The organism is Paraburkholderia sp. LEh10 (genome assembly GCF_017814945.1).
Taxonomy (GTDB): Bacteria; Pseudomonadota; Gammaproteobacteria; order Burkholderiales; family Burkholderiaceae; genus Paraburkholderia.
The window spans coordinates 84,099-105,976 of sequence record NZ_JAGIPX010000023.1 but is presented as its reverse complement, the minus strand read 5'-3'; the positions used below and the strand labels follow the sequence as shown (position 1 = coordinate 105,976).

The window sequence follows — 21,878 nt, the reverse complement described above, 5'->3', positions numbered from 1 at the left end:
CATCGACAAAGCGCCGCGTCCTTATGACGTGCATGCGCAACTCCGGGCGATAGCTGCGCTCGCATTGCGCGGCCGTTTCCTGACGGCCATCGGCGGGCATCGGTGCGCAACGCGCGTGTACTGATCTGTATGCTGCTATCGCCCGGATTGGAGGCGGCCCAATCCTGTCTGCTGCAAGTCGATCTTGCAGCTATTTCACCGCAGTCCGTCGTTGGCCTGTGTCATCATTGGCTTAACATTTTCAAAGCCGTGGAGACCGGTCCCAAATGAATTCGGATGCCTATATTGTCGACTCTGTTATCCGATCGCGAAAAGCGGTTCGCGTCTTTCGTCCAGACGCAGTATCGAAAGAGGACGTCATTGCTATTCTCGATGTCGCACGCACTGCACCGAGTAATTCGAACACGCAGCCGTGGCGAGTTCACGTGCTAGGCGGTCACTTCAAACAGCAACTCAGCGATGCGCTAGCGACTGCTTATGCAGATGTAACGCACCCGCCGCTGCAACATATGCCGGAACCCTTGCCTGATTCGTTCCGGTCGCGGCAGGAAGATTTTGGAGTTCGATATTACGGCGCACTGCGCATTGACAAGACAGATGTCGTTGCACGATCCCGGGCTACAGGCAGAAACTTCGATTTCTTCGGAGCCCCTGTCGGCATGATTTTCACGGTTGATGCCTGTCTGAAGAAGTACAGCTGGCTCGACTACGGGCTCTTCCTTCAAACCATCATGATTGCGGCTCGCTCTCGAGGACTCGATACTTGCCCGCAGGTCTCGTTCGCGCGTTACCAGACAGTCATTGCAAACCATCTTCAGATCGAGCCGGGTCACGAAGTAGTCTGCGGAATGTCTCTCGGTTATGCGGATAACGATTCCGTCGTAAACCGACTCAATATCCCGCGTGAGTCGGTCGACCGATTCGCAAGATTCGACGGGCTAGACGAATAGAATCGACGCAAGCCGTTGGTCGCCTCTTACGGCGACGCGCCCTTGGCTCGATTCACCCCTTCATTCGCCGCCGCGTTCGCCGCCGCAGCCGCTGCGCCCACCGCCGATGCAGCAGACGCCGTTATACTCTCGGCATTGTCGGGCACGTACCCGTGCTTTTCGGTGATCGCGTTGTACATCAGCGTCGCCATCACCAAACATACGACGACTACTATAAACACGGTAATGTCCAGCGCCGGATTTTGCGTCTTGCGCGGATACTTCATCAGTCACACTCCGCCGGGCTCGCGCCCATCGATGGCGTTGCCGCGTTCGGCGACGCCGGACGGGTCAACACCTTCACGTCCGCGGTGGTCCGCACCGACAAGGCCGTTGAAACTATGCGAGCAATAAACGTGCTGGCCCGCGCGCGGCACTGCAACAGTACCGAGGCCAAGTGCGACGGCGAAGTTTTCTATTCCCTATGCACCAGGTTCTGGAGGAACTCGAAGAAATAGAAGCTCACCTCGTAGGAAGTGACTTTCAAGCTCAGTCCAAATTGCAAACCTGTAGCACGGGACGGCTGATCCGCCGGCCGGCCGTCATGGTGCGGCCAGAAACTGGCCTCCGGGACCGCGAGCCAGTTCACCGGCAATCCGATCAATTGACCGGCATTGGAACCACCTCGCGCTGCGTGAGTCGGGCACGTCCCCTTATTGACGGGTTCAATGCGAGCCGGCGGCGCGCATCGCCCGGTATTCGCGCCGCACGATGTCCATGAGCTCCGACACGGAAGTAAGCGCACTCTTTTGCTCGTAGGTCACGCGGCCTCGCTGCATCAACATGATGCGATCGGCGATATCGAGCGTCTGCGCATAGTTGTGCATGATCATGATGATGGATATGCCGCTCTTTTCCTTCAAGCGCATCAGCAAGTCGATGATGAGCCCGGCCTCGCGTGCGCCCATCGCGGCGAGCGGCTCGTCGAGCAACAGAATCTTCGCATTGGAATGCACGGCGCGCGCCACGGCGATGGCTTGGCGCTGGCCGCCAGAAAGGCGCTCCACGGGCAATTCCACGGAAGGCACGTGCACGCCGATATCGTCGAGACATTGCGCTGCGCGCTCGCGCATCTGCTTGTGATCGAGCAGCCTGAACGGTCCGCGCCGCACGATCTCGCGATTCAGGAACATGTTGTGGTAAATGCTCAGCGAATTCGCAAGCGCGAGATCCTGATACACGCATTCGATGCCGAGCGAACGCGCATGATCGACCGAGCGCAGCAGCGTCTCCTGGCCGCCGATGTAAAGCGTGCCGCCCGTTTGCTGATGAAAGCCCGTGAGAATCTTGACGAGCGTCGACTTGCCCGCGCCGTTGTCGCCGAGTACGCCCAGAATTTCGCCCTTGCCGAGCGTCACCGAGACGCCGTCGAGCGCGGTCACCGCGCCGAAGCGCTTGACGAGGCTCTCGCCGCGCAGCGCGAGCGGCGCATCGGGTGTGGCATTCGCGCCTGTGAAAGAGGTTTGCGATTCTTCCATCAGCGACCTGCCTTGCGACGAATGCGACCTACGTGGATATTGAAGATCATCGCAGCCAGAATCGCGGCGCCAAGAATCATGTTGAACGTGAACGCGTTGATGCCGATGAGCGTGAAGCCGTCGTTGAGAATGCCGAGCACCGCCGCGCCGATCAAGCCGCCCACGATGGTGCCCGAGCCGCCCGTGAGCGGCGTTCCGCCGATCACGGCGGCGGCCACAGCAAGGAACATGATCTGGTTGCCGCCCGCCTGCGGGTCGATGGAGGTAATGCGAAAGGCTTCGAGGATGCCCGTCAAGCCCGCGAGCACCGCGGCGATGATGAAGTTGCCGAGGCGCAGCCGGTTCACATGAATGCCGGCCTCGCTCGCGCCGACTGGATTCGCGCCCGCGGCCTGCGTATGCAGACCCCAGCGTGTATGCCGCAGCAGCACGTGCATCGCGAAGGCGATCACCAACGTCCAGATGATTTCGCTGTAGCCCCACGCCCCCATGAACGCCGAAAACGCAGGCGATCCCGGCGCGGGCGCGGGCGTGCCGCGCGACACGGTGAGCGTGATGCCGTTGATGAGAAACAGCGTGCCGAGCGTGGTGACGAACGAGGGCAACCGCAGCCACACCGTCACGGCGCCGTTCACGAAACCGATGAGCGCCGCGGCCACGAGCCCCGCGATCACGGCGAGCCACATGGGCGCGCCCGCGTCGTTCGCGAACACCATCATGAACGGCGCGAATGCGAACACCATGCCCGCCGACAGATCGATGTCGCCGCCAATCATCAACATGATTTCGCCGAACGCGATGATCGCCACCGGCGCGATGAACTGCGAGAGGTTGACGAGGCTCGCGTTGGTGAGCAGGAAATCGTGGTTCGCGAATTCGAAGTAGGTCGCCAGCAGCACGGCCACGAGCAGGATACGCAGCTCGGCCGCCCAGTGCGAGGCGAATGAAACGCCCGCGCGCGAGGGCGCGCGGGCCGCTTCGATCTTGCTGGTTTCGTTCACTATATTCATCACGACCTGATTGCGCCGCTCATCGGAACGATTTGCGGCTTGGTGGTCTTGCCTTCATAGCGCGTCGAGGTATTGAGGTAGGGCTCGACGGTCTTCTTCGTCACGAACTTCAGGCCGGTGTTGATGTCGGCCGGCCCAACCAGCCCGCCCGAGGCGAGGAACACGAACGCCTCCATGACCGTATAGAAGCCCTGCACGTAGGGCTGCTGGTCGATGGTGAAGTCGAGGAAACCTTCGTGGATGAGCTGGATGGTGGTCGGCAGGAGGTCGAAGCCGCCGCCGTGCACGCCCTTCGACGGAAGGTTCGATTCCTTCATCACCTGCGCGACGCCCTGCGTGCTGCCCGCATCGACGGCGAACATGCCCTTCAGGTCCTGATGGCCCAGATAGAACGACTTGATCTTCGAAAGCTCCTCGTTGACGGTCGCGCCCGTGGCCACCGTCTGGATGTCGATCTTCTTGCCAGACTTCTTGATGGCGTCGCTGGCACCGTCCAGACGCGGCTGGATGTTGAGCTGCCCCGGCGTCGCGATGAAAAGCCCGACCATGCCGCTGTCAATGAGGCTTACGATGCGCTCGCCCATCTGGTAGCCGGAGAGATACAGGTCCTGGCCGATATAGGCGAGGCGCGGATTGTTCTTGCCGCGCGGCGCGTCCGCGTTATAGGCGAACACGGGAATGCCGGCGTCGAGCGCGGCCTGAATAGGTTTGTCGAAGGCCCCCGGATCGACGATGGGGACGGCAATGGCGTCGGCCTTTGCGGCAATTGCCGAGTTCACGGCGCGGACCATTTCGCCCGCGTCCGAAGTGGCCGAGCCCGTCCACTGATAATCCATGCCGAGCAGCGAGCAGGCATCCTGAATACCGTACTGCGTGGGCACGAAGAACGGATTAGTGGTGACGTGATTGACAAACACGATCTTCCACTTCTTGTGCGAGGGAAAAGCCGCCTCCGCTGCCTGCGCGGCGCCGATCAGCCCGCCCGCGCCGCTTAGCGCACCCATCAGCGAAAGCGCCGCGCCTAGCCCCGTGCCCTGCATCAGCCCCCGCCGCGCCGCGCTGAAACCGGTGCGGTTGTTGTTTTCCTGGTCGTCATCGCGTTGCTGTGCCATCTCTTCCTCCGGTTCTCTTCTTCGTTGGTCGATGTGGTCGACGTTGAGTCGATCGCGTGCAGATGCTGGGCGGCACCGGGAGAGCGCCTGCAGCGCGGGACTGGAGTGCGCAGACGTGAAACCCCGATTCAACAGCGCTCGATTTGCGCCGTGCGATACCGCAAAAATGTTAGTGCAACGCGGTTGCGCCTTCTACTCCATGTATACCCGTAACTAGTCCGACTATTGGGAACGCGCGGTCACGGACCCGCCATGCGTTGGAGATCGACAAGCATCGGCGATCCGCGCGTGAGCGGGCCGCGTTGTTTATTTCGAGCTTCGCCTCGCGGTCCGCGAGCGGCACGGCGAGGCGCGTCAGGAGCATCCGGTGGTCGCGGTCCTCCCCGCTATGCGCGAAGGCATCTGCGTATGGGTTGCCGGTATGGGTTGCCGCGACGAGGCTGCGCGAGCAACGGTTGCCCCAGTTGGTCCACGTGCCGTCCCCAGTGACACGCGAAACTGAAAACAGCCAATCCAACGATAGCTCGGCAGCAGACACCAATCTCATCTCGAACACGACGCGGGACGCGACCGCGCTGTGCCGGCGCACTATGCTCAAACTGGGCTTCGGCGCGATGGCGATTGGCGCGCTCGGCATCCAGCGTGCGGCTCGCGCACAAGCCGCCGCGACAGCCATGCGTGCTGCCGCAATCAGATGACCGCGGGATCGACTATCGCGAAGCTCATCGACAGATGGCGAGTTTGCGAAGAGGCGATACCCGCCTCGATCAGCTTCACCGACTGGGAATAGCTCAGCGAAAAGCTGGCGACAGGGGCACTCTTGCCGTCGATAGCGCGTCCTGCCCCGCATGGACAGCGTGCGCGACACATTGCGGCGCAAAGCGTCACCAGTGCTCCCATGTTGAGCGCTCGTAAGAAAAAGGGAATTTCAGTTTCGTCTCCTCGCCGTTGATTTCGGGTGTCGGTCTAAGGGCAAAGCGTACGGTGCACCCGACGGTTTGCCATCGGCTGAAGATGGCAGAAACTCAAAAGCAGTTGTCCGCCCCGGCCATCGGGAAATCGATAGCATCAAAAGCGAAGACACCGCGAATCAACTCATTGGAGTTCCATCATGTCCGGTATTCTCGACGGCAAAGTAGCCGTCATCGTCGGCGGCGCAGGCGGCATCGGCGCCGCGAGCGCGAAGCGGCTCGCGGTGGCGGGAGCCAAAGTGGTGGTCTGCGGCCATACTGACCTTGCCAAAGCACAGCACGTGGCGGACTCGTTGCCCGGCCACGGTCACCTGGCGAAGAGCGTGTCGATCACGGACAGCGCGTCGCTCGCTTCGCTCGCGAATGAAGTGCGAGCCGCGTACGGGCGCGCGGACATGCTGGTCAATACGGCGGGCTTCACGAAGCCGGTCGGGCATGGCGATCTCGACGCGCTGACCGATGAACTGATCGACGACATCATGAAGGTGAACTGGCGCGCCCAGTTTGCGGCGATTCGCGCGTTCCGGCCGTTGCTCGACGAGTCGGGCGATGGCCTCGTCGTCAACGTGTCGTCGATCTCGGCCACCACGGGCATCGGCAGCAATGTCGCCTACTGCGCGGCTAAAGCGGGACTCGACGTGATGACGGCATCGCTCGCCCGCGCGCTCGCGCCGCGCATCCGCGTGCTGAATGTGTCGCCGGGCGTCGTCGACACGCGTTTCGTGCCTGGACGTGGCGCTGACTTCAACGACAAGGTCGCCGCAACGACACCTCTGGGCCGCATCGGAACGCCCGACGACATCGCCGCGGCTATCGAGGCGTGCGCAACCCACCTCACCTTCAGTACGGGCGTGACGATCATCGTCGATGGCGGCCGCGGGCTGGGTTGAGCCGGAACGCTGCAAACACGCTTGTGAAGGGCTTGCGCTTGAACTCGTCAGAGACGACTTCGGCCAGATCGCCGCGTCGCAACTTGCTCAACGCGTCGACACCTACTGCCGGACATCAATGAAACGGGCCGCGCGACCCTGTCTGCGCATGGGCAAACGCGCCTGCATCCGCGAACTTCAACATTACATCCTGTCGCATCTGTCGGCGGATCTTTGCGTGTCCCGCCTCGCTGCCCGCGCCGGGATGAGCGAGCGTCGTTTCGCACGCGTGTTCGTCCGCGAAACGGGCACCACGCCGCTCGAATTCGTGCGCACGCAGCGCGTCACGCGAGCGATGCGATTGCTCGTCCAATCCACTCATTCCATCGCGCAGATCGCCCAGCTGTGCGGTTTCAGCGGAGCACAGACGCTCAGGCGCAACGTGGTGGCCGTTCTCGACACAACGTCCCTTGAACGCTGAGCGCCGTCTAGCGAAAGCGAACTTCAAAACGCCTCGTGGCCGACTGGCCGTTCCCTTCCCTTCGATGGCCGAAATTTGATCGTTGATTCACTTTCGGCCACGCGATCCATGAACCAGAATTTGTTCCAAGACACCGGGCTCTCGTCCGATCGGATTCGAATATTCAGGAGGTTCATCATGTCCACGCTTTCTTCCCCTAGCTCACAGGTTGTCCGAAATAGGGCTTCCATTAAAAATCTGCCAGTGAACCTGTTTGGCTCTGTGATGGGTATTGCCGGACTATCTCTCGCGTGGCGGCTCGCGAGCCACGAATTCGGCGCGAGCCGCTATATCTCAGGCGCAATCGGCACGCTCGCCGTCGTGGTTTTCCTGCTTCTTGGCGGCGGATACCTCGTGAAGTGGCTCAGGCATCCCGGTGCAGTGGCCGGCGAATTCCGTCACCCGATTGCAGGCAACTTCTTCGGCACGATCACGATCGCGATCCTGCTGCTGTCATCCGTCGTCGCGCCCGTCAGCCTCCTGCTTTCCGAAGTGGTCTGGACGATCGGCACCATCAGCACGGTAGCGCTCTCGTTCGTGATCGCGAGCCGCTTGTTGCAAGGCAGGATCGATGCGGGACACGCGGTTCCGGCGTGGCTGATCCCGGGCGTGGCGACACTCGACATTGCCGTGGCCGGCGGCACGATGCCGATGCCCTGGGCGCATGAAGTCAACCTGTTCGGGCTCGCCGTTGGCGCGATGATCGCGCTGCTGTTCTTCACGATGATCATGTCGCGCCTGATCCATCACGAGCCGCTGCCCGTCGGGATGGTGCCGTCGATGGTGATCCTGATCGCGCCGTTCGAGGTCGGCTTCCTTGCGTACACGAACTTCACGCAGCACGTCGATACGTTTGCTGGTCTGCTCTTCTACTTCGGTCTATTCGTGTTCGTGACGCTGGCGTTCAAGGTGTTCCGTAAGGGCATCCCGTTTGCGGCCGGCTGGTGGGCGATCAGCTTTCCGATGGCCGCGTTGACGAGCGCGTCGCTGAAGTACTCGATGTTCGTGCAAGCCTGGCCCGTGACGTTCATTGCTATCGCTCTGCTCACGCTTCTCACCATTGCGATCGCCGTGCTGTTCATCCGGACGCTGCACTTCCTGTTCAACGGCAAGCTTCTCGGCGCATAAGCATGGATGCTGCGGCGTGATTTCATGCCGCAGCAAGTCTTGCATCACACCAACCTCCACGCATCGTCACGAGCGTGGAGGTTTTGTTTCGTCTGTGCAAAAGTGAACTGGCTGATGCCCTTGCCCGGAAGCGAAGAGAACAGCATCGAGCAGCGCATTCAGAAACGATTCGACGACTTCATTCTGAACAACGCACGTCGCGTGCCGTCCTTCAGCTCGGGACCACGCCAGTTCGGCATCGAAACTATTAACAACCAGTTCCACCGCGGCGATGATGAATCGCTCGTCATCGGATGACACGGGTAAGCGGAAATGGATGATGCATTCAGTCGGTCTTCCGGAATGCATCAGGAGCGGGATGAACGCGGATGGCAAGTCGCCGCTCCCAGAATGAACGATGGATGCTACGGCAACGCACTCACCGCGTGACGCATGTTTGGACGTCACGCGTCGTGAAACGGATCAGCGGTACATGTCGGTTGCGCTGACGGCTCGGCCAGCTTGTAAGCGACATCGATGATATCGGCCAGCTTGCCGTCGATATCGATTGACTTGCGCACGTAGGCCTCGCCAAGCGTATCGAGGCTCGGGTCGAGAAATGCACCGATAGCGCCGATGTCATTGATGCGCAGCGATACGAGAGGCGGGTCGAACGACCCGAGGTCGTGACGGGTGCCGTTCCATAGAGTCAAACGAACAGGAAGATTGAGCTTGTTTCGAACGCGCTCCATCCAGACATGGAGCTTTGCGCCCAGAACCTTGTCTAGCATGTAAGAACCTAAAAAAAATAGACTGAACCGCCGGTGCGGATGACAAAATCAGAATGCGAGTCGGGACTACGAAGCCAGCTTCAGGCCAATCACGCCGACGACGATGCACCCGAGAAAGGCCATGCGCGCGGGCGAAGCGGAATCGCCGAACAGATAGACGCCAAGAATCGCAGTACCCGCTGCGCCAATGCCTGTCCACACCGCATATGCGCTGCCGATGGGCAAAGTCCGCACAGAAGCTGCCAGAAGCGTCATGCTGGCCAGCAGCGACAGCCCGGTACCGAGCGTTGGCCAAAGGCGTGTGAACCCTGCGCAATACTTCAGACCAGTGGCGAAGAGAATCTCGAAAACGCCTGCCATGAACACACCGAACCAAGCCACCTTATGCACCTCCCGTAAAAAAGAAAACTCAATTGCCAGAACATGGCCGCCCCATTCTGCCAACGAATAGCATCGACGTGAGCCGTCAAGCGCCGTCATAAACGGTCAAGTTGAACGAACATCAGGACACGCACAGGCGGAACGCCGCATCGGTCACGAATGACGCGTGATGCGAAATAACGGCCACACTCGGCCCATTTCCTGCCATCGGTTCTGGTGACGGCGTCCTGGCGCATACAATGCAGATAGCTTCAATCGATCAGCGTCCGGAGTCATGATGCGAATCGCTCTCCTGGTGTTTCCCGGCGTCCAGATGCTCGACCTTGCCGGGCCAATGGACGTGTTTACCGAAGCGAACTGTCAACTCGGCGATCCGAACGCCTACGCACTGCTGACCGTCGCCCCTACCCTGGAAACTCTGTCCGCGTCGAATGGAATGCGGTTTCTTCCTGACGCGTCGATCGCCAACGTGCCCTGTGACATCGACACCCTGCTCGTGGCCGGAAGCCCGCGCATTAACGAGTATGAAGAGAATGGGGAGTTGATTGCGTGGCTCGTCGGACAGTCCCGCTACGTGCGCCGGCTAGGGTCCGTCTGTTCGGGCGCGTTCCTGCTCGCCCGTGCAGGCCTGCTCACGGGCAGGCGCGCGACCACGCACTGGAATTCCGCGGCACGGCTCGCACAGAGCTATCCGAACGTGCGTGTCGAACCCGACCATATCTTCGTCAAGGATGGTCCTGTGTACACGTCTGCGGGCGTAACGGCCGGAATGGATCTCGCGCTCGCACTGGTCGAGGAAGATCACGGCCGTGGCGTGGCATTGCGCGTTGCCCGTGAACTCGTGATGTTCGTCAAGCGCCCAGGCGGTCAATCGCAATACAGTCTGCATCTGGCGGCGCAGGTCACGGAGCGCAGCCCGTTGCGGGACATTCAGGAATCGATCCTCAACGATCTGTCGGCGGAGCTTTCCGTCGAGGTGCTAGCGGGCCGGGCGGGAATGAGCGTCAGAAACTTTTCGCGGATGTTCAAGCGTGAGACGGGCACGACGCCCGGCGATTTCGTTGAGATCGCGCGCGTGCAGGCTGCCAGACGAATGCTCGAGGAAAGCGATACGCCCCTCAAGAAAGTGGCGTACCTGTGCGGGTTCAGTGACCAGAACAGCTTGCGCCGCGCGTTCATCCGGCGACTCGGCGTGACGCCGATCGAATATCGCCAGCGCTTTCGCGGCGAGGGTCCGGCGCTGCTGGAAACCGTGCGGCAGGCTATGGGCGCCGCTTGAGACACAGCGCTCCGGCTACCGGCGGCGCAAGACGTCGCGTGGCGGACGGCACACGCCGTCTCCCGATTGCTATTCGTCGTGGCCAAGCGAATACGCGACATGCGCGCGGGCCTCGTTCATGTTCAATGACTTCGTCGTCGCGATGACGGAAGTCAACTGCGGCTCGGAATGCGCGCCCGTCTGCCGATAGACGAGTACGCCCTCGCGAACGATCATCAGCGTCGGTACAGACCGAATGCCGGCCGCTGCTGCGAGATCCCAGCGTTTTTCCGCGTTGACCTTCACGAAGTCGATGTCCGCAAACGCCGAGGCGGCGGCCTCGAACACGGGTGCAAAATCCCGGCATGGCCCGCACCAGGGCGCCCAGAAATCGACGACCACGATCCTGTCCGGCGCGATGATCGATTCAAGCGTATCCGAATGCAGTTCAATCAATGCCATTCAAAACTCCTTTCAATTTTCAGCTATTTCCAAACGACCGCCCGCTGCGTACGAAGCGCTAGCAGTCGGAGAAATTATGAAGTGCTCGAAATGAGGCTGACGGTCAGAACGGCGACGGTTCCGGCCATCGTGAAGTACGCTACCGATGCGTGGCCGTCGTGCACATCAACGTGGCCGCTATTGCGACCATGTCATGCTTTCCGTCGCGCTGTCGGGCGTCCAGAATGAGCTTGGGCATCGCAATTCCGCCTTGTCCGCCATCGCGAGTCCGAGGCTAGCTACGCTGCTGCCGCTACCGTAACGTGATGGGTAACGTTGGCACCTGTTCGTGTGCGTCCCGATATGAAACTCTCACATGCGCTTTCCATTATCTTCACGCTGGGCTGTCTCGTGCTCCTTCGTGCTCTGCATCGCCGGTTGCTCGTTGCCGCAACCTATGGACAGCTTGCTCAGCGAACCCTCTGCGCGCTCCACATTCGATCAGAGACCGGAAGTAGTCGACGGAATCGACATCTGGACGCACGGCATACCCACCCGTCCGTATGACATCGTCTCGCAGACGACAGTCACCAACTGGCTGCCGCTGCCCGGCATGCATGGCACGACGTCACGGATCGTCGATGCGGTTCGGCAAGCGGGCGGCGATGCCGCTATCGTCTACAACACGCACACGTATCGGGAGTCGAACAATACGCATCGGCACATCTATGTGTCGACCATCGAGCGTGCCGAAATCGCTGTCGTCCAGTATCGGTAACAAATGCGCCATCCGTGTCATGACGGGTTTTTGACGGGAGGAGCGAACGGTCGCATCCGCCGAGCGCAATGGCGTGGTGTCGCCTTGTGGCCGGTAGTACCCCTGCGCGATGCCGCCCAAAGCTGCCGCTGGCGCAAGGTAATGTTTTCGAATGTCAGCGGACGGTGCGGCATGACGAACGGGTACAGTCGGCCAGAAGGAGACGATGACTCCAGGTGGAAAATCGCTACAAGGTCATGAAGCGGGAGAATGATGCGCGGATGTGGATCAACAATCATTTGCTTGCACAATCGGTAAAGGAAGCGTTCATCTATTCGGATCGTCAGGTTGTCCATGAGATCAGGCAGGTATCGCCCGGGGGATTGATGGAGGTTACATATACCTCTCACAAAATTCCGGCCAATAGGTCAATGATGCGGCCCGCACTCGTGCAAGACCAAAGCAACCCGCTGTCTTACACGATGTCGCATGAGCATGACGCCGTAAGTAAGTGAAGCAACAGAACTGGACAAAGGAAAGCTCGCCGCGTGCGGGCTTTTGGTCTTTTGGGGTGACGAAACAATCGTAGAGTGGCGAAAACGTACTCCATGCGATCGACGCCAACGTACGTAGACGGATAGCGCAAAATTCCTGTTCGGTACGGTTGCCAAAAACCCGGCTGCAAAGGGGGCTGCAAAGGGCCGCTTCCGAGCGCGCAATCGACGTTTGACTAAACAACGTCAAAGACCGCTCCGGGTCGGGTTCTGCCGAGCGCGTCGGACAGCAGTCAGCCAGAACGCGACATTCGACTGCAATTTCACTCAGTCATCTAAACGTCAGCTCCGCACCGAAGTCGCCGAGTGTAAACTGGCACGATTGAGCACTTCTGGTCGTTCGCGGCCTCATGGACTTGCCGACGCACGCGAATCTTCAACCTGCTCGACTCCTGGAAACTCAATCGGAAAAAGGGATGTCATGGCGACGGATGAAATGGTCTGGGGGATCTTGGGCACCGCAAAGATCAACGACAAGGTTGTCGTGCCCATGCACAACGCGCAAAAGTGTCGAGTGAAGGGCATCGCGTCGCGATCTCAGGAGAAGGCTCTGGAAGCCGCGGCCAAATATCGTTTGGCTGTCGCATACGACAGTTACGAAGCGCTCCTGGCGGACCCGGAAATCGACGCGGTATATATTCCATTGCCCAATCACATCCATATGGAATGGACGATCAAATCCGTCGAGGCGGGCAAGCACGTCCTATGTGAGAAGCCGATTGGGCTGGACGCTCAACAGGTTGAACGACTCATCGCTGAGCGCGACAGGAACGGCCGATACATACAGGAAGCCTTCATGGTTCGCACGCATCCGCAATGGTTGAAGGTGCGGGCCTTGATCGACGAAGGTGTGATTGGCGAATTGCGGGCAGTGACCGGCGGCTTCACCTATTACAACACGGACGCACACAATATCCGCAACCAGAGCGAACTGGGTGGCGGCGGTCTGCTCGATATTGGTTGTTATCCCATCACAACGTCACGCTTCATTATCGGGCGCGAGCCAAGGCGGGTGGTTGCGTTGATGGAGCAGGACCCGATATTCAAAGTGGACCGGCTCGGCTCCGTGCTGATGGACTTCGATGGTGTGCAGGTGAGCTTCTTTTACTCGACTCAGACCCATCCCTACCAGCGGATGCAATTTCACGGAACCAAAGGGCGGATCGAGGTCGAGATTCCATTCAATGCACCAAATGATCGACCGACGCGTCTGTTAGTGAGTGAATACACAAGCGAGGGTGTCGCGACTGATCGCTGGCTGGAACTTCCGATCTGCGATCAATATGGCGTGGCAGCTGCCACGTTCGCGGAGGCGATCTTGAGTGGGAGCCCGCAGGCCATTCCGTTAGAAGATTCACGCGCAAATATGCGAGTGATCAGTGCCGTGTGCCGCTCGGCTCAATCGGGCGCGTGGGAGAGAATCCTGCAAAGTTGAAATGCTTCGCAGGCACAATCCCGCCCACTGCCCGTTCGCGACTCTGGACAATCTGGGCATAGTCGTCGCGGACGGGTCACTCAGGCGGAACGCGTAACGCAGCAATGATTCCAGCGATAGAGTACCTCGCTGAATTGAAGTGAAGGGTTGACGGATCACCGGATGAGGAGTCCGGCATCGCCCCAGCCAGAGCTAGATCCGTCATGCGATGCATTATCGGCTGGCATTCAGCCCGCGTCATTACGCAAGTGAGCAAGAAACTCTTCCAAATCGAGTCAAAATAGCCGCTTGACGTTCGCGCCGACGGCAACATCAGACGGGCACGCGCGCGCATCCGTTAATATGGCGAATCCGCTGTCATCCAGGTATCCAGCCGCCTTGCCGACTTTCACGCTTCCCTCAGTGCTTCATGCGGAACTCGAAATCCGCAAGAGCCGCTTCATTGCCTACGCGATACCCGTCGCCGACCGCGACGCCGCGATGGACGAACTGCGCCGCCTGCGCGAAGAACACCCCACCGCCACGCATGTGTGCTGGGCGCTGCTGGCGGGCGGCCAGTCCGGCATGTCCGACGACGGCGAGCCGTCCGGCACGGCAGGCCGTCCGATACTCGAAGTGCTGCGGCATCATGATCTGGACGGCGTGCTGGCGGCTGTCGTGCGCTATTACGGCGGCGTGAAGCTGGGCGCGGGCGGCCTCGTGCGCGCCTATACCGACGCAATCGCGAGCGCGCTCCAGGATGCGCCGCGCGTCGAGCGGATCGCGCTGGCATCGCTTGGCGTGGAAATCGGCTATGCGGACGAGGCGCGCGTGCGCCGCTGGATCGAACAGGAGAATCACGCGCTGGAACACAGCGCGTACGGAATGAGCGTGCAGTTGACCATTCGCATGCCTGTCACGGCTATCGATGCCGCACGCGCAGCGCTACGCGACATGACACAAGGCCGCGCGATTTTTCCTGAAGACGACGGCAACGCCTGAACGTGTCAGGCGACATGCAAAACAAAACGGCCGCGTGCCGGAGAACCTTCCTCCGCACGCGGCCGCTATCCGTTGCGAGCCGCTGAATCAGCCAAAACAGCCTAATGCGCGGCCGCGAACGCCTGCGCCGATTGTTGTGCCTGCACGCCAGCCGCAAGCTGCGCATCTTCGAGAATCATCTCGGCGCCCTTCTCCGCCACCATCATCGTCGGTGCATTGATATTGCCTGATGTGATGTTCGGGAAGATCGACGCATCGACGATCCGCAGGCCCGACATGCCGTGCACGCGCAGCCGCTCATCGACCACCGAGGTCTCGTCGTCCGGCCCCATCGCGCACGAACCGCACAAGTGATAGATCGAGCCCGACTGCTCGCGGAAGTACTGCAAAAAGCCTTCGCGATCGTTCACTTGCGGACCCGGCGAAATTTCTTCGACGGTAACGCCCCTGAGCGCTTGCGTCGACATGATCTTGCGCACCAGCTCGCAACCCTCGATGGCCTCGTCGATATCCTTTTGCGTCGTCAACGCGTTGATGCGGATCTTCGCCGGATCTTCGACACGGTTCGACGCGATCTCGATCGAGCCGCGGCTCGTCGGCCGGCATGGATTGAAGCACAGCAGGAAGCCCGAATACGGCTCGGGCTCGAGGCTCGCCTTGTTGCTCTTCGGAATACGGTAAGAGAGCGGATTGAAATAGAGCTGCAGGTTCGGCAACGCCGCGCTCTCGCTACCCTTGAAGAACCCGCCCGCCTGGTTCACGCTCATCGCAAGCGGCCCCTTGCGCGTCAGCATGTATTGCAAGCCGAGCTTGATCTTGCCCAGCAACGGACGCATTTCGTCATTCAGCGTCTTCACGTTCGAGCGGTAGTAGAAGCTCACGCAAAGATGGTCCTGCAAGTTCTGGCCGACCGCGGGCAGATGATGAACGAGCGGCACGCGATGCTGTTCGAGCAGCGCCCGGTCGCCCACACCCGACAGCTGCAACAGCTTCGGCGTATCGACGGCGCCTGCGGACAGGATCACTTCGCGCTTCGCCGTGAACTGGCGCGTACTGCCGTTCTGCTTGACGGCCACACCCGTCGCGCGCCTGTACGCGTCGAACAGCACCTGCGTGACGAGCACTTCGCGCTCGACGGTCAGATTCTTGCGATTCAACACGGGATGGAGATACTCGAAACTGCTCGACGAACGCTGGCCGTTACGCGTATTCACATCGTAAATCCCGGCCCCTTCGAATTGCGCGCCATTGAAGTCATCGGTGCGTTTGTAGCCCGCCTGTTCGCAGCCCTTGAGGAACACGTGACAGATCGGATGCGCGGCATCCTTCATCGGCGAAATGCCGATCGGACCACTCGCGCCGTGATACTCGGTGTTGCCGAGCGGGTGCGATTCGAGCTTGCGGAAGTACGGCAGCACATCGCGGTACGACCAGCCCTTATTGCCCGCTTGCGCCCAATCCTCGTAATCCTGCGCCTGGCCGCGCACATAGATCATCGCGTTGATCGAGCCGGAGCCGCCTTGCACCTTGCCGCGCGGACAATACAGCGAGCGGTTGTCGAGTTCCTTCTCGGGCTCGCTGTAGTACATCCAGTTGTACGTTTCGTTGTAGTACGTCTTCGTGAAGCCGACTGGAATCTTGAACCAGAACGAATCGTCCGCGCGCCCCGCTTCGAGCAGCAGCACCGAGTACTCGCCCGACGCCGACAACCGGTTCGCGAGAATGCAGCCCGCCGATCCCGCTCCGACAATGATGTAGTCGTAATTCATGTTCTATTCGCCCGCAGGCGTCCAATACTTGGAATACGTTGAGACCGTTCGCGCATCAGCCCTTGGCGGGCGCGAGATCCTTCACATCGGCGGGCTTCGACGCCATTTGCAGATGCAGGCGCTCTCCCGTGTACGGCGTGTGCTGCGCAACGACTTCCATGTTTAGCTCGACGCCAAGGCCCGGCTCCGTCGACGGAATGATGTAGCCGTCTTCCCAGCGGATCGGCGTCTTGAGAATTTCCGCGTGGAAACCGCCCCACGTGCCGATGCTTTCCTGAATCAGGAAGTTCGGCGTGCAGGTTGCCAGCTGAATGCTCGCGGCGGCGCCGACGGGGCCGTTGTACAGATGCGGCGCGATCTGCGCGTAGTACACCTCGGCGAGGCTCGCCACTTTCTTCGCTTCGAGCAAACCGCCGACGCGCGCGACGTTCAGTTGCAGGATCGACGCGCCGCCCGCTTCAAGCAGCTTGTGGAACTCGTACTTGGTGGTGAGGCGCTCGCCCGCCGAAATGGGAATGCTCGTGTGCTTCGCCACTTCGGCCATCGCCTCATGCTGCCCCGGCGGCACGGGCTCTTCGAACCACAGCGGGTCGTATTTTTCGAGGCGCTTCGCGAGACGGATCGCCGAAGATGGCACCATCTGACCATGCGTGCCGAACAGCAGATCGGCCTTGCTGCCTACCGCCTCGCGCACCTTGCGGCAGAACGCTTCGCAGCGGTCCATCACTTCGAGCGACAGCTGATGGCCCGAGTAAGCGGTATAAGGGCCAGCCGGGTCGAACTTCACCGCGGTAAAGCCGCGCTTGACGTTTTCCGCCGCGCATTCGGCGGCGAGATCGGGATCGTCGTAGTCGTATTCGCCGCGACGGTTCTTCGGATACAGATACGTGTACGAGCGCAGACGCTCATGCACGCGGCCGCCCAGCAGTTCGTAGACGGGCTTGTTCGCCGCCTTGCCGATGATGTCCCAGCACGCCATTTCGAGGCCGCTCACGACGCCCATCATCGTCAGATCGGGGCGCTGCGTGAAGCCGCTCGAATACGCTTCGCGCCACAGGCGTTCGACGTGATGCGGGTCCTTGTCGAGCAGATAGCGCGTGAACACATCGTCGATGATGTGCGTCATCGCATTCGGATGGAACGTCGCCGAATAGATTTCGCCGACGCCTTCAATCCCGCAATCCGTCTTCAGCTTGACGAAGATCCAGTACATGCCGCCGATATGCGGCGGCGGCACAGCGACGATATGCGTTTCGAGCGAGACGACTTTCATTTACGCACCTTCCTTCCTGTTAAGCATATTGCGCAGCACGAGGCCCGCACAGCCGCCGACGGCGGATACGGCGGCCACGTAGCCGAAGTACATTTGATAACCGTGCACGCCCGGGAACGTCTCCGTCAGGTAGCCGTTGATGAGCGGCAGGAACACGTCGGGGGAATAGCCGAGCACCGAGATCAGGCCGATGGCGAGACCCGTCGTTTGCGCGGGAACGTTGCAGCGGTCGAGCAGCGACCAGTAGAGGCCGCGAATCGAATACGTGAGCACGCCGATAAAGAGCACGAGGAACACGAGCAGCGCATGGCTGCTGATCTTCGGCGCGGCGATCAGGCCGACCAGCGAAAGCGACGCGAGAAAGAGCGCGACGATCAGCACGGTCACTTTCGAATAACGGTCGCCGAGAAAGCCGCCGCCGATGCCGCCGATGGGACGCATCCACAGCTTGAGCGTCGTGATCGTGCCCGCCATCACGACCGACAGACCGATCTCGCCTTCATGCAGATACGCCGAGAAGCTGTAGGTCGCCCAGAACACCTGGTAGCCGCAGAACACGATCACGGCGACGAGCCACAGCTCGGGAATCTTCGCGAGCGTGATCAGATCGGCGATCACGTTGCCGCGCTTTGCCGCCTGCGCGCGGCTTGCCTGCTCCGCTTTCGACGACGGGTCCTTGATCAACGCGAGCAGCACGCCGAGCGCGATGCACAGGAACGCGTACATGTAGACGACAAAACGGAAACCGACGGCGGCCGGCTCGCCCTTCGTCTGCGTGATCCATGCGAACAGCGTGATCGCGATGGTCGCGAGCATGGCTTCGACGAGCCCGCGGCCGCCGTCCAGAAAGCCGAAGAAGCGGCCCTGCTCGTCGTGGCCGGCGATCATCGACACGCGCTTGATGACGGCCGCCCAGAATGTCAGGCCCGTCGACAGGCCCCAGCCGCCGAAGATCGCCATCAACAGATGGAACGACGGCGCGGTCGAATACAGCAGGCCGAGCAGGCCCGTCGCAACCAGCGAAAAGCTGATCAGCAAACGCGGCGCGATGCGGTCGGCAAGCCAGCCGCTCGGCAGGTAGCTGATCAGGAAGATCGTGCCCAGCGACGAATACAGGTAGCCCAGCTCGCTTTCGCTGATGTGGAAGACTTCCAGCATCGTCGGCTGATAGACCTGGCGCAGATACAGGATCGGATAGATTGCACCGGCTGCAATGACGAGCAACAACAGTTGCACATAACGCTGTGCCTTGTTGTCGGATTGCGCGATTGCGTCGGCGGAACGGGCCTTCGAGGCGCCCGTTTGAAGAGGTTGGCTTGCCACTGTGGTGCTCCTAAGAGACGCGCGAGGAGCACGGCATGCGCCGTGGCCGTCGTGTCTCCAGATCTTTGTTATGAATGCAGCGTGTGCTGATAGCGGTTAAGAAAAGAGCGCACCCGCTTTTGTTGAATTGCCTGCGGGATGCGCTCTGACAGGATCAGTACTTCATGACGACGAGACGCGTCTGCGTGAATTCGAGCATGCCGTGCTTGCCGTCGTCGCCGCCGAGGCCCGAGCGCTTCCAGCCTGCATGGAAGCCCTGGTACGGATCGGCAGGCGTGCGGTTCACGTAGAGTTCGCCCGCTTCGATGTTGTTGGCGACTTTCATCGTCGTGCGGTAGTTCTCGGTGTACAGCACCGACGACAGGCCGAACTGGTGGTCGTTGGCCATCTGCAGCGCTTCGTCGAGCGTGTTGTAACGCACGACAGGCATGATTGGGCCAAAGGTTTCTTCCTGAATGATCTCCATGTCCTGACGGCAGTTCGTCAGCAACGTGGCCGGATAGAAAAAGCCCTTGCCTTCGGGCATCACGCCGCCCGTTTCGAGCGTCGCGCCGTCGGCAATTGCGCGCTCGACCATCGCGTGAATCGACTGGCGCGACGCTTCGTTGACGAGCGGGCCCATCAGCGACGCATCGGCGCTGCGGTCGCCGCTCTTCACGGCGCTCATATGCTTCTTCAGCAGCGCGACGAACTGATCGTGCACGCTCTCGTGCACATAGACGCGCTCGATCGCCGTGCAAAGCTGGCCGCAGTGCGTGGTCTTCGAGCCGACGAGTTCGCGTGCGGCCTTCTCAAGGTCGGCATCCGGCTCGATGATGGCGGGCGTCTTGCCGCCCAGTTCGAGCGACGGCTTCGCGATGTTTTGCTTGCAATAGTCGAGCACCTTGCGGCCCGCGCCGACGCTGCCCGTCAGCGTGATCATGCCGACTGCGGGGTGCGTGCAAACGGCTTCCGCCGTCGCGTGGCTCATCGTCAGAATGTTGACGACGCCAGGCGGCAATTCGGCGCGCACAACGGCCTTGGCGATTTCGAATGCGGACGTCGGCGTGTTGTTGCTCGGCCGCACGACGACCGTGTTGCCCGCGATCAGCGCCGGCGCGATCTTGCGCATGAACGTGTAGACGGGGTAATTGAACGGAATCAGGCATGCGACGACGCCAATCGGCTCGCGATGCAGCACGAGATTTTCGTCGGGTGTGTCGCTCGGAATCACCTCGCCTTCGATGCGGCGCGCCCACTCCGCGTGATAGCGCGTAATCTGCCCGGCGTAGATTGCTTCGTTCGTCGCGTCGGCGACGCTCTTGCCCGACTCCAGCGCGAGCGCCGCGCCAATGGCGGGCGCGCAGTCGGTCAAGGCGTCCGCGAGCTTGTGCAGAAAAGTTGCGCGCTCCGCGGCGGGCAGCTTGCGCCAACTCTTCTGCGCGGCCGCGGCGGCGCCGACTGCCGCCAGCGCCTCTTCGCGGGACGCGCCCGACACCTGGGCGATCAGCGCCTCAGTGGCGGGGTTATAGACGGAGATGAGTTCGTCGGTCGCGGGTTCGACGAACTGGCCGCTTACGAAATTCCGGTCGAGTCGCATGGTTCTTACCTGGTGACGCGTGCTTGAAGCACATTACCGGCGGCTATCTGAAACATTCAGCCGGCGCATGACCGGGATTCTTCTCTGCGTCCTTATGCCGCGCAAGCGAGTAATTCGACCGACAAACATTCGAAAAACTCATGATCACGGGCAAAAGCAACCGGCAGGCGAAGGAACTGCCAGCGCAACAAGCCGATATGTGGAATTGCGTCTGCGCGGGAGAACTGCAAGGCGCAAAAGCGGGACTCGCTTACGACGAGCCGGCGTTGCACCGGCTCGCGTTCAGGGCGCGGCGAACGGGTCGCCGCGCGACAGTCTGACGGCGTGACGTCAGACGGGTTCTAGCTCAATGGCGTGATCAGGCCTCGCCCGGCGCTGGCGCAGCGGGCTCCGGCAAAGTCACCGGCGCTTCGACGACGACGGGCTCGACGCTTTGCACAGGCGCCTTCTTCGCGCTCAGCTTTTTGGTTGCGACTTTCCTGGTTGCGGCCTTCTTCGCGGGCGCTTTGGTCGCAGCGGCCTTCTTGGCTACGGCCTTCTTCGCGGCGGCCCGTTTGGCGGCAGCCGGCTGAGCTGAGCTTGCTGCCGACTTCACAGCCGCCTTTTTGGCGACTGTCGTCTTGAAGGCCGATTTCACGGCAGCCTTTTTGGTGGCCGCCTTCGCGCCAACCGCCGAAGCTTTCTTCGCAACCTTTCGGCCCACGGACTTCGCGGTTGCAGTTTTCCCTGCGGCAGCTTTTTTAGCAGCAGCTTTTTTAGCAGCAGCTTTTTTAGCAGCAGCTTTTTTAGCAGCGGTTTTTTTAGCAGCGGTTTTCTTCGCCGCCGTCTTCTTTGCAGCCGCCTTCACGGTCACAGCGGCGGTATCAGCGGATTGCGACGCGGCCGCCGACGGATCGATAAGAAACTGGCTGCGGTCTTTCACGTTCTTGATCCATGCCGGCGGGCGGGCATGGCCGCTCCACGTCGCCCCCGAAACGGGATCGCGATACTTGGGCGGCAATTTGCCTTTGGCAGCCGACGCCGTTTTCATCCCACCGCTCTTGAGACCAAGACGCTGCGCGCGCTCTCGTTCACGCCTTGCCTTCGCGCGCCGCTCGATGTCTTCCGTGGTGAGGCCGTGCTTGATCATCAGTTCCCTGATCTGGTCAAGCGCGCCCTGGGCGCGTTTGGTGACGATCGCTTCGGCCTGCGTCTGCAGCTTCCTTATACGTGCCTGGATGTTTTCCAATGTAGCCATTATTACCTCCCTTTAAATTACATACGCGGACTATGCCACGGAA

24 protein-coding genes are annotated in these 21,878 nt (G+C 60.8%); 12 read left to right on the top strand and 12 right to left on the bottom strand.

Annotated elements, in window-relative coordinates; all coding sequences use genetic code 11:
• Nucleotides 1–266 precede the first annotated feature (266 nt).
• The gene (locus J8I87_RS20415) at nucleotides 267–950 is read left to right on the top strand and encodes a nitroreductase (RefSeq protein ID WP_209933599.1); all 684 of its coding nucleotides are present in this window, start codon (nucleotides 267–269) and stop codon (nucleotides 948–950) included.
• A gap of 26 nt (nucleotides 951–976) precedes the next feature.
• On the opposite strand, the gene J8I87_RS20410 is transcribed toward J8I87_RS20415, so the two are convergent.
• From J8I87_RS20410 to J8I87_RS20395, 4 genes are all read right to left on the bottom strand, one after another.
• Nucleotides 977–1,216: a hypothetical protein gene (locus tag J8I87_RS20410; protein WP_209933598.1), complete on the bottom strand. Its 240-nt coding sequence runs from the start codon at nucleotides 1,214–1,216 to the stop codon at nucleotides 977–979.
• Between the two features lie 438 nt (nucleotides 1,217–1,654).
• Nucleotides 1,655–2,467, bottom strand: coding sequence for an ATP-binding cassette domain-containing protein (locus tag J8I87_RS20405; RefSeq protein WP_209933596.1), 813 nt, complete (start codon nucleotides 2,465–2,467; stop codon nucleotides 1,655–1,657).
• On the bottom strand, nucleotides 2,467–3,477 hold the full coding sequence (locus tag J8I87_RS20400) for an ABC transporter permease (protein ID WP_209933595.1): 1,011 nt from the start codon (nucleotides 3,475–3,477) through the stop codon (nucleotides 2,467–2,469). Before J8I87_RS20400 ends, J8I87_RS20405 begins: the two co-directional genes overlap by 1 nt.
• Nucleotides 3,477–4,589, bottom strand: coding sequence for a sugar ABC transporter substrate-binding protein (locus J8I87_RS20395; RefSeq protein ID WP_209933594.1), 1,113 nt, complete (start codon nucleotides 4,587–4,589; stop codon nucleotides 3,477–3,479). Before J8I87_RS20395 ends, J8I87_RS20400 begins: the two co-directional genes overlap by 1 nt.
• Nucleotides 4,590–4,846: 257 nt before the next feature.
• Between J8I87_RS20395 and J8I87_RS20390 the strand changes: the two genes are divergently transcribed.
• The 5 genes from J8I87_RS20390 (at nucleotide 4,847) to J8I87_RS20370 (ending at nucleotide 8,374) form a co-directional block, all read left to right on the top strand.
• The gene (locus tag J8I87_RS20390; RefSeq protein WP_209933593.1) at nucleotides 4,847–5,287 is read left to right on the top strand and encodes a hypothetical protein; all 441 of its coding nucleotides are present in this window, start codon (nucleotides 4,847–4,849) and stop codon (nucleotides 5,285–5,287) included.
• 413 nt (nucleotides 5,288–5,700) lie between these two features.
• Nucleotides 5,701–6,450: an SDR family NAD(P)-dependent oxidoreductase gene (locus tag J8I87_RS20385; protein ID WP_209933591.1), complete on the top strand. Its 750-nt coding sequence runs from the start codon at nucleotides 5,701–5,703 to the stop codon at nucleotides 6,448–6,450.
• Nucleotides 6,428–6,910, top strand: a complete 483-nt coding sequence (locus tag J8I87_RS46030) for a helix-turn-helix domain-containing protein (RefSeq protein WP_313065254.1) — start codon at nucleotides 6,428–6,430, stop codon at nucleotides 6,908–6,910. Before J8I87_RS20385 ends, J8I87_RS46030 begins: the two co-directional genes overlap by 23 nt.
• A 177-nt stretch (nucleotides 6,911–7,087) precedes the next feature.
• Entirely contained in the window at nucleotides 7,088–8,077 is a 990-nt protein-coding gene (locus J8I87_RS20375; protein WP_209933589.1) for an SLAC1 anion channel family protein, read from the top strand.
• Between the two features lie 24 nt (nucleotides 8,078–8,101).
• Nucleotides 8,102–8,374: a hypothetical protein gene (locus J8I87_RS20370; protein WP_209933588.1), complete on the top strand. Its 273-nt coding sequence runs from the start codon at nucleotides 8,102–8,104 to the stop codon at nucleotides 8,372–8,374.
• A gap of 146 nt (nucleotides 8,375–8,520) precedes the next feature.
• Here the strand turns inward: J8I87_RS20370 and J8I87_RS20365 are convergent, their stop codons facing one another.
• Together J8I87_RS20365 and J8I87_RS20360 are read right to left on the bottom strand one after the other, a co-directional pair.
• The gene (locus J8I87_RS20365; protein WP_209933587.1) at nucleotides 8,521–8,847 is read right to left on the bottom strand and encodes a hypothetical protein; all 327 of its coding nucleotides are present in this window, start codon (nucleotides 8,845–8,847) and stop codon (nucleotides 8,521–8,523) included.
• 66 nt (nucleotides 8,848–8,913) lie between these two features.
• Nucleotides 8,914–9,327 (bottom strand): multidrug efflux SMR transporter, encoded by a 414-nt coding sequence (locus J8I87_RS20360; RefSeq protein WP_313065251.1) that lies wholly within the window; start codon nucleotides 9,325–9,327, stop codon nucleotides 8,914–8,916.
• A gap of 178 nt (nucleotides 9,328–9,505) precedes the next feature.
• Here J8I87_RS20360 and J8I87_RS20355 point away from each other — a divergent pair, with 178 nt between their 5' ends.
• Complete coding sequence (locus J8I87_RS20355; RefSeq protein ID WP_209933631.1) at nucleotides 9,506–10,507, top strand: GlxA family transcriptional regulator; 1,002 nt, start codon at nucleotides 9,506–9,508, stop codon at nucleotides 10,505–10,507.
• Nucleotides 10,508–10,576: 69 nt separating this feature from the next.
• Here the strand turns inward: J8I87_RS20355 and J8I87_RS20350 are convergent, their stop codons facing one another.
• Nucleotides 10,577–10,948, bottom strand: a complete 372-nt coding sequence (locus J8I87_RS20350) for a thioredoxin family protein (protein WP_209933586.1) — start codon at nucleotides 10,946–10,948, stop codon at nucleotides 10,577–10,579.
• A gap of 436 nt (nucleotides 10,949–11,384) precedes the next feature.
• On the opposite strand from J8I87_RS20350, the gene J8I87_RS20345 reads away from it, so the two are divergent.
• The 4 genes from J8I87_RS20345 (at nucleotide 11,385) to J8I87_RS20330 (ending at nucleotide 14,654) form a co-directional block, all read left to right on the top strand.
• Nucleotides 11,385–11,705 (top strand): hypothetical protein, encoded by a 321-nt coding sequence (locus J8I87_RS20345; protein WP_209933584.1) that lies wholly within the window; start codon nucleotides 11,385–11,387, stop codon nucleotides 11,703–11,705.
• Between the two features lie 215 nt (nucleotides 11,706–11,920).
• Complete coding sequence (locus J8I87_RS20340) at nucleotides 11,921–12,199, top strand: hypothetical protein (protein ID WP_209933583.1); 279 nt, start codon at nucleotides 11,921–11,923, stop codon at nucleotides 12,197–12,199.
• A 460-nt stretch (nucleotides 12,200–12,659) separates the two neighbouring features.
• Nucleotides 12,660–13,673: a Gfo/Idh/MocA family protein gene (locus J8I87_RS20335; RefSeq protein ID WP_209933582.1), complete on the top strand. Its 1,014-nt coding sequence runs from the start codon at nucleotides 12,660–12,662 to the stop codon at nucleotides 13,671–13,673.
• Nucleotides 13,674–14,051: 378 nt separating this feature from the next.
• Entirely contained in the window at nucleotides 14,052–14,654 is a 603-nt protein-coding gene (locus tag J8I87_RS20330; protein WP_245254041.1) for an IMPACT family protein, read from the top strand.
• A 101-nt stretch (nucleotides 14,655–14,755) separates the two neighbouring features.
• On the opposite strand, the gene J8I87_RS20325 is transcribed toward J8I87_RS20330, so the two are convergent.
• From J8I87_RS20325 to aldA, 4 genes are all read right to left on the bottom strand, one after another.
• Entirely contained in the window at nucleotides 14,756–16,423 is a 1,668-nt protein-coding gene (locus J8I87_RS20325; protein ID WP_209933580.1) for a GMC family oxidoreductase, read from the bottom strand.
• A gap of 55 nt (nucleotides 16,424–16,478) precedes the next feature.
• Nucleotides 16,479–17,696, bottom strand: a complete 1,218-nt coding sequence (locus J8I87_RS20320) for a mandelate racemase/muconate lactonizing enzyme family protein (RefSeq protein WP_209933578.1) — start codon at nucleotides 17,694–17,696, stop codon at nucleotides 16,479–16,481.
• A complete protein-coding gene (locus J8I87_RS20315) occupies nucleotides 17,697–19,019 on the bottom strand; it encodes an MFS transporter (RefSeq protein WP_209933577.1) in 1,323 nt (440 codons plus the stop codon).
• A 154-nt stretch (nucleotides 19,020–19,173) separates the two neighbouring features.
• Entirely contained in the window at nucleotides 19,174–20,598 is a 1,425-nt protein-coding gene (aldA, locus tag J8I87_RS20310) for an aldehyde dehydrogenase (protein ID WP_209933576.1), read from the bottom strand.
• A gap of 140 nt (nucleotides 20,599–20,738) precedes the next feature.
• Between aldA and J8I87_RS20305 the strand changes: the two genes are divergently transcribed.
• On the top strand, nucleotides 20,739–20,918 hold the full coding sequence (locus tag J8I87_RS20305) for a hypothetical protein (protein ID WP_209933575.1): 180 nt from the start codon (nucleotides 20,739–20,741) through the stop codon (nucleotides 20,916–20,918).
• A 38-nt stretch (nucleotides 20,919–20,956) separates the two neighbouring features.
• On the opposite strand, the gene J8I87_RS20300 is transcribed toward J8I87_RS20305, so the two are convergent.
• Nucleotides 20,957–21,835 (bottom strand): H-NS histone family protein, encoded by an 879-nt coding sequence (locus J8I87_RS20300; RefSeq protein ID WP_209933574.1) that lies wholly within the window; start codon nucleotides 21,833–21,835, stop codon nucleotides 20,957–20,959.
• Between the last annotated feature and the right edge of the window lie 43 nt (nucleotides 21,836–21,878).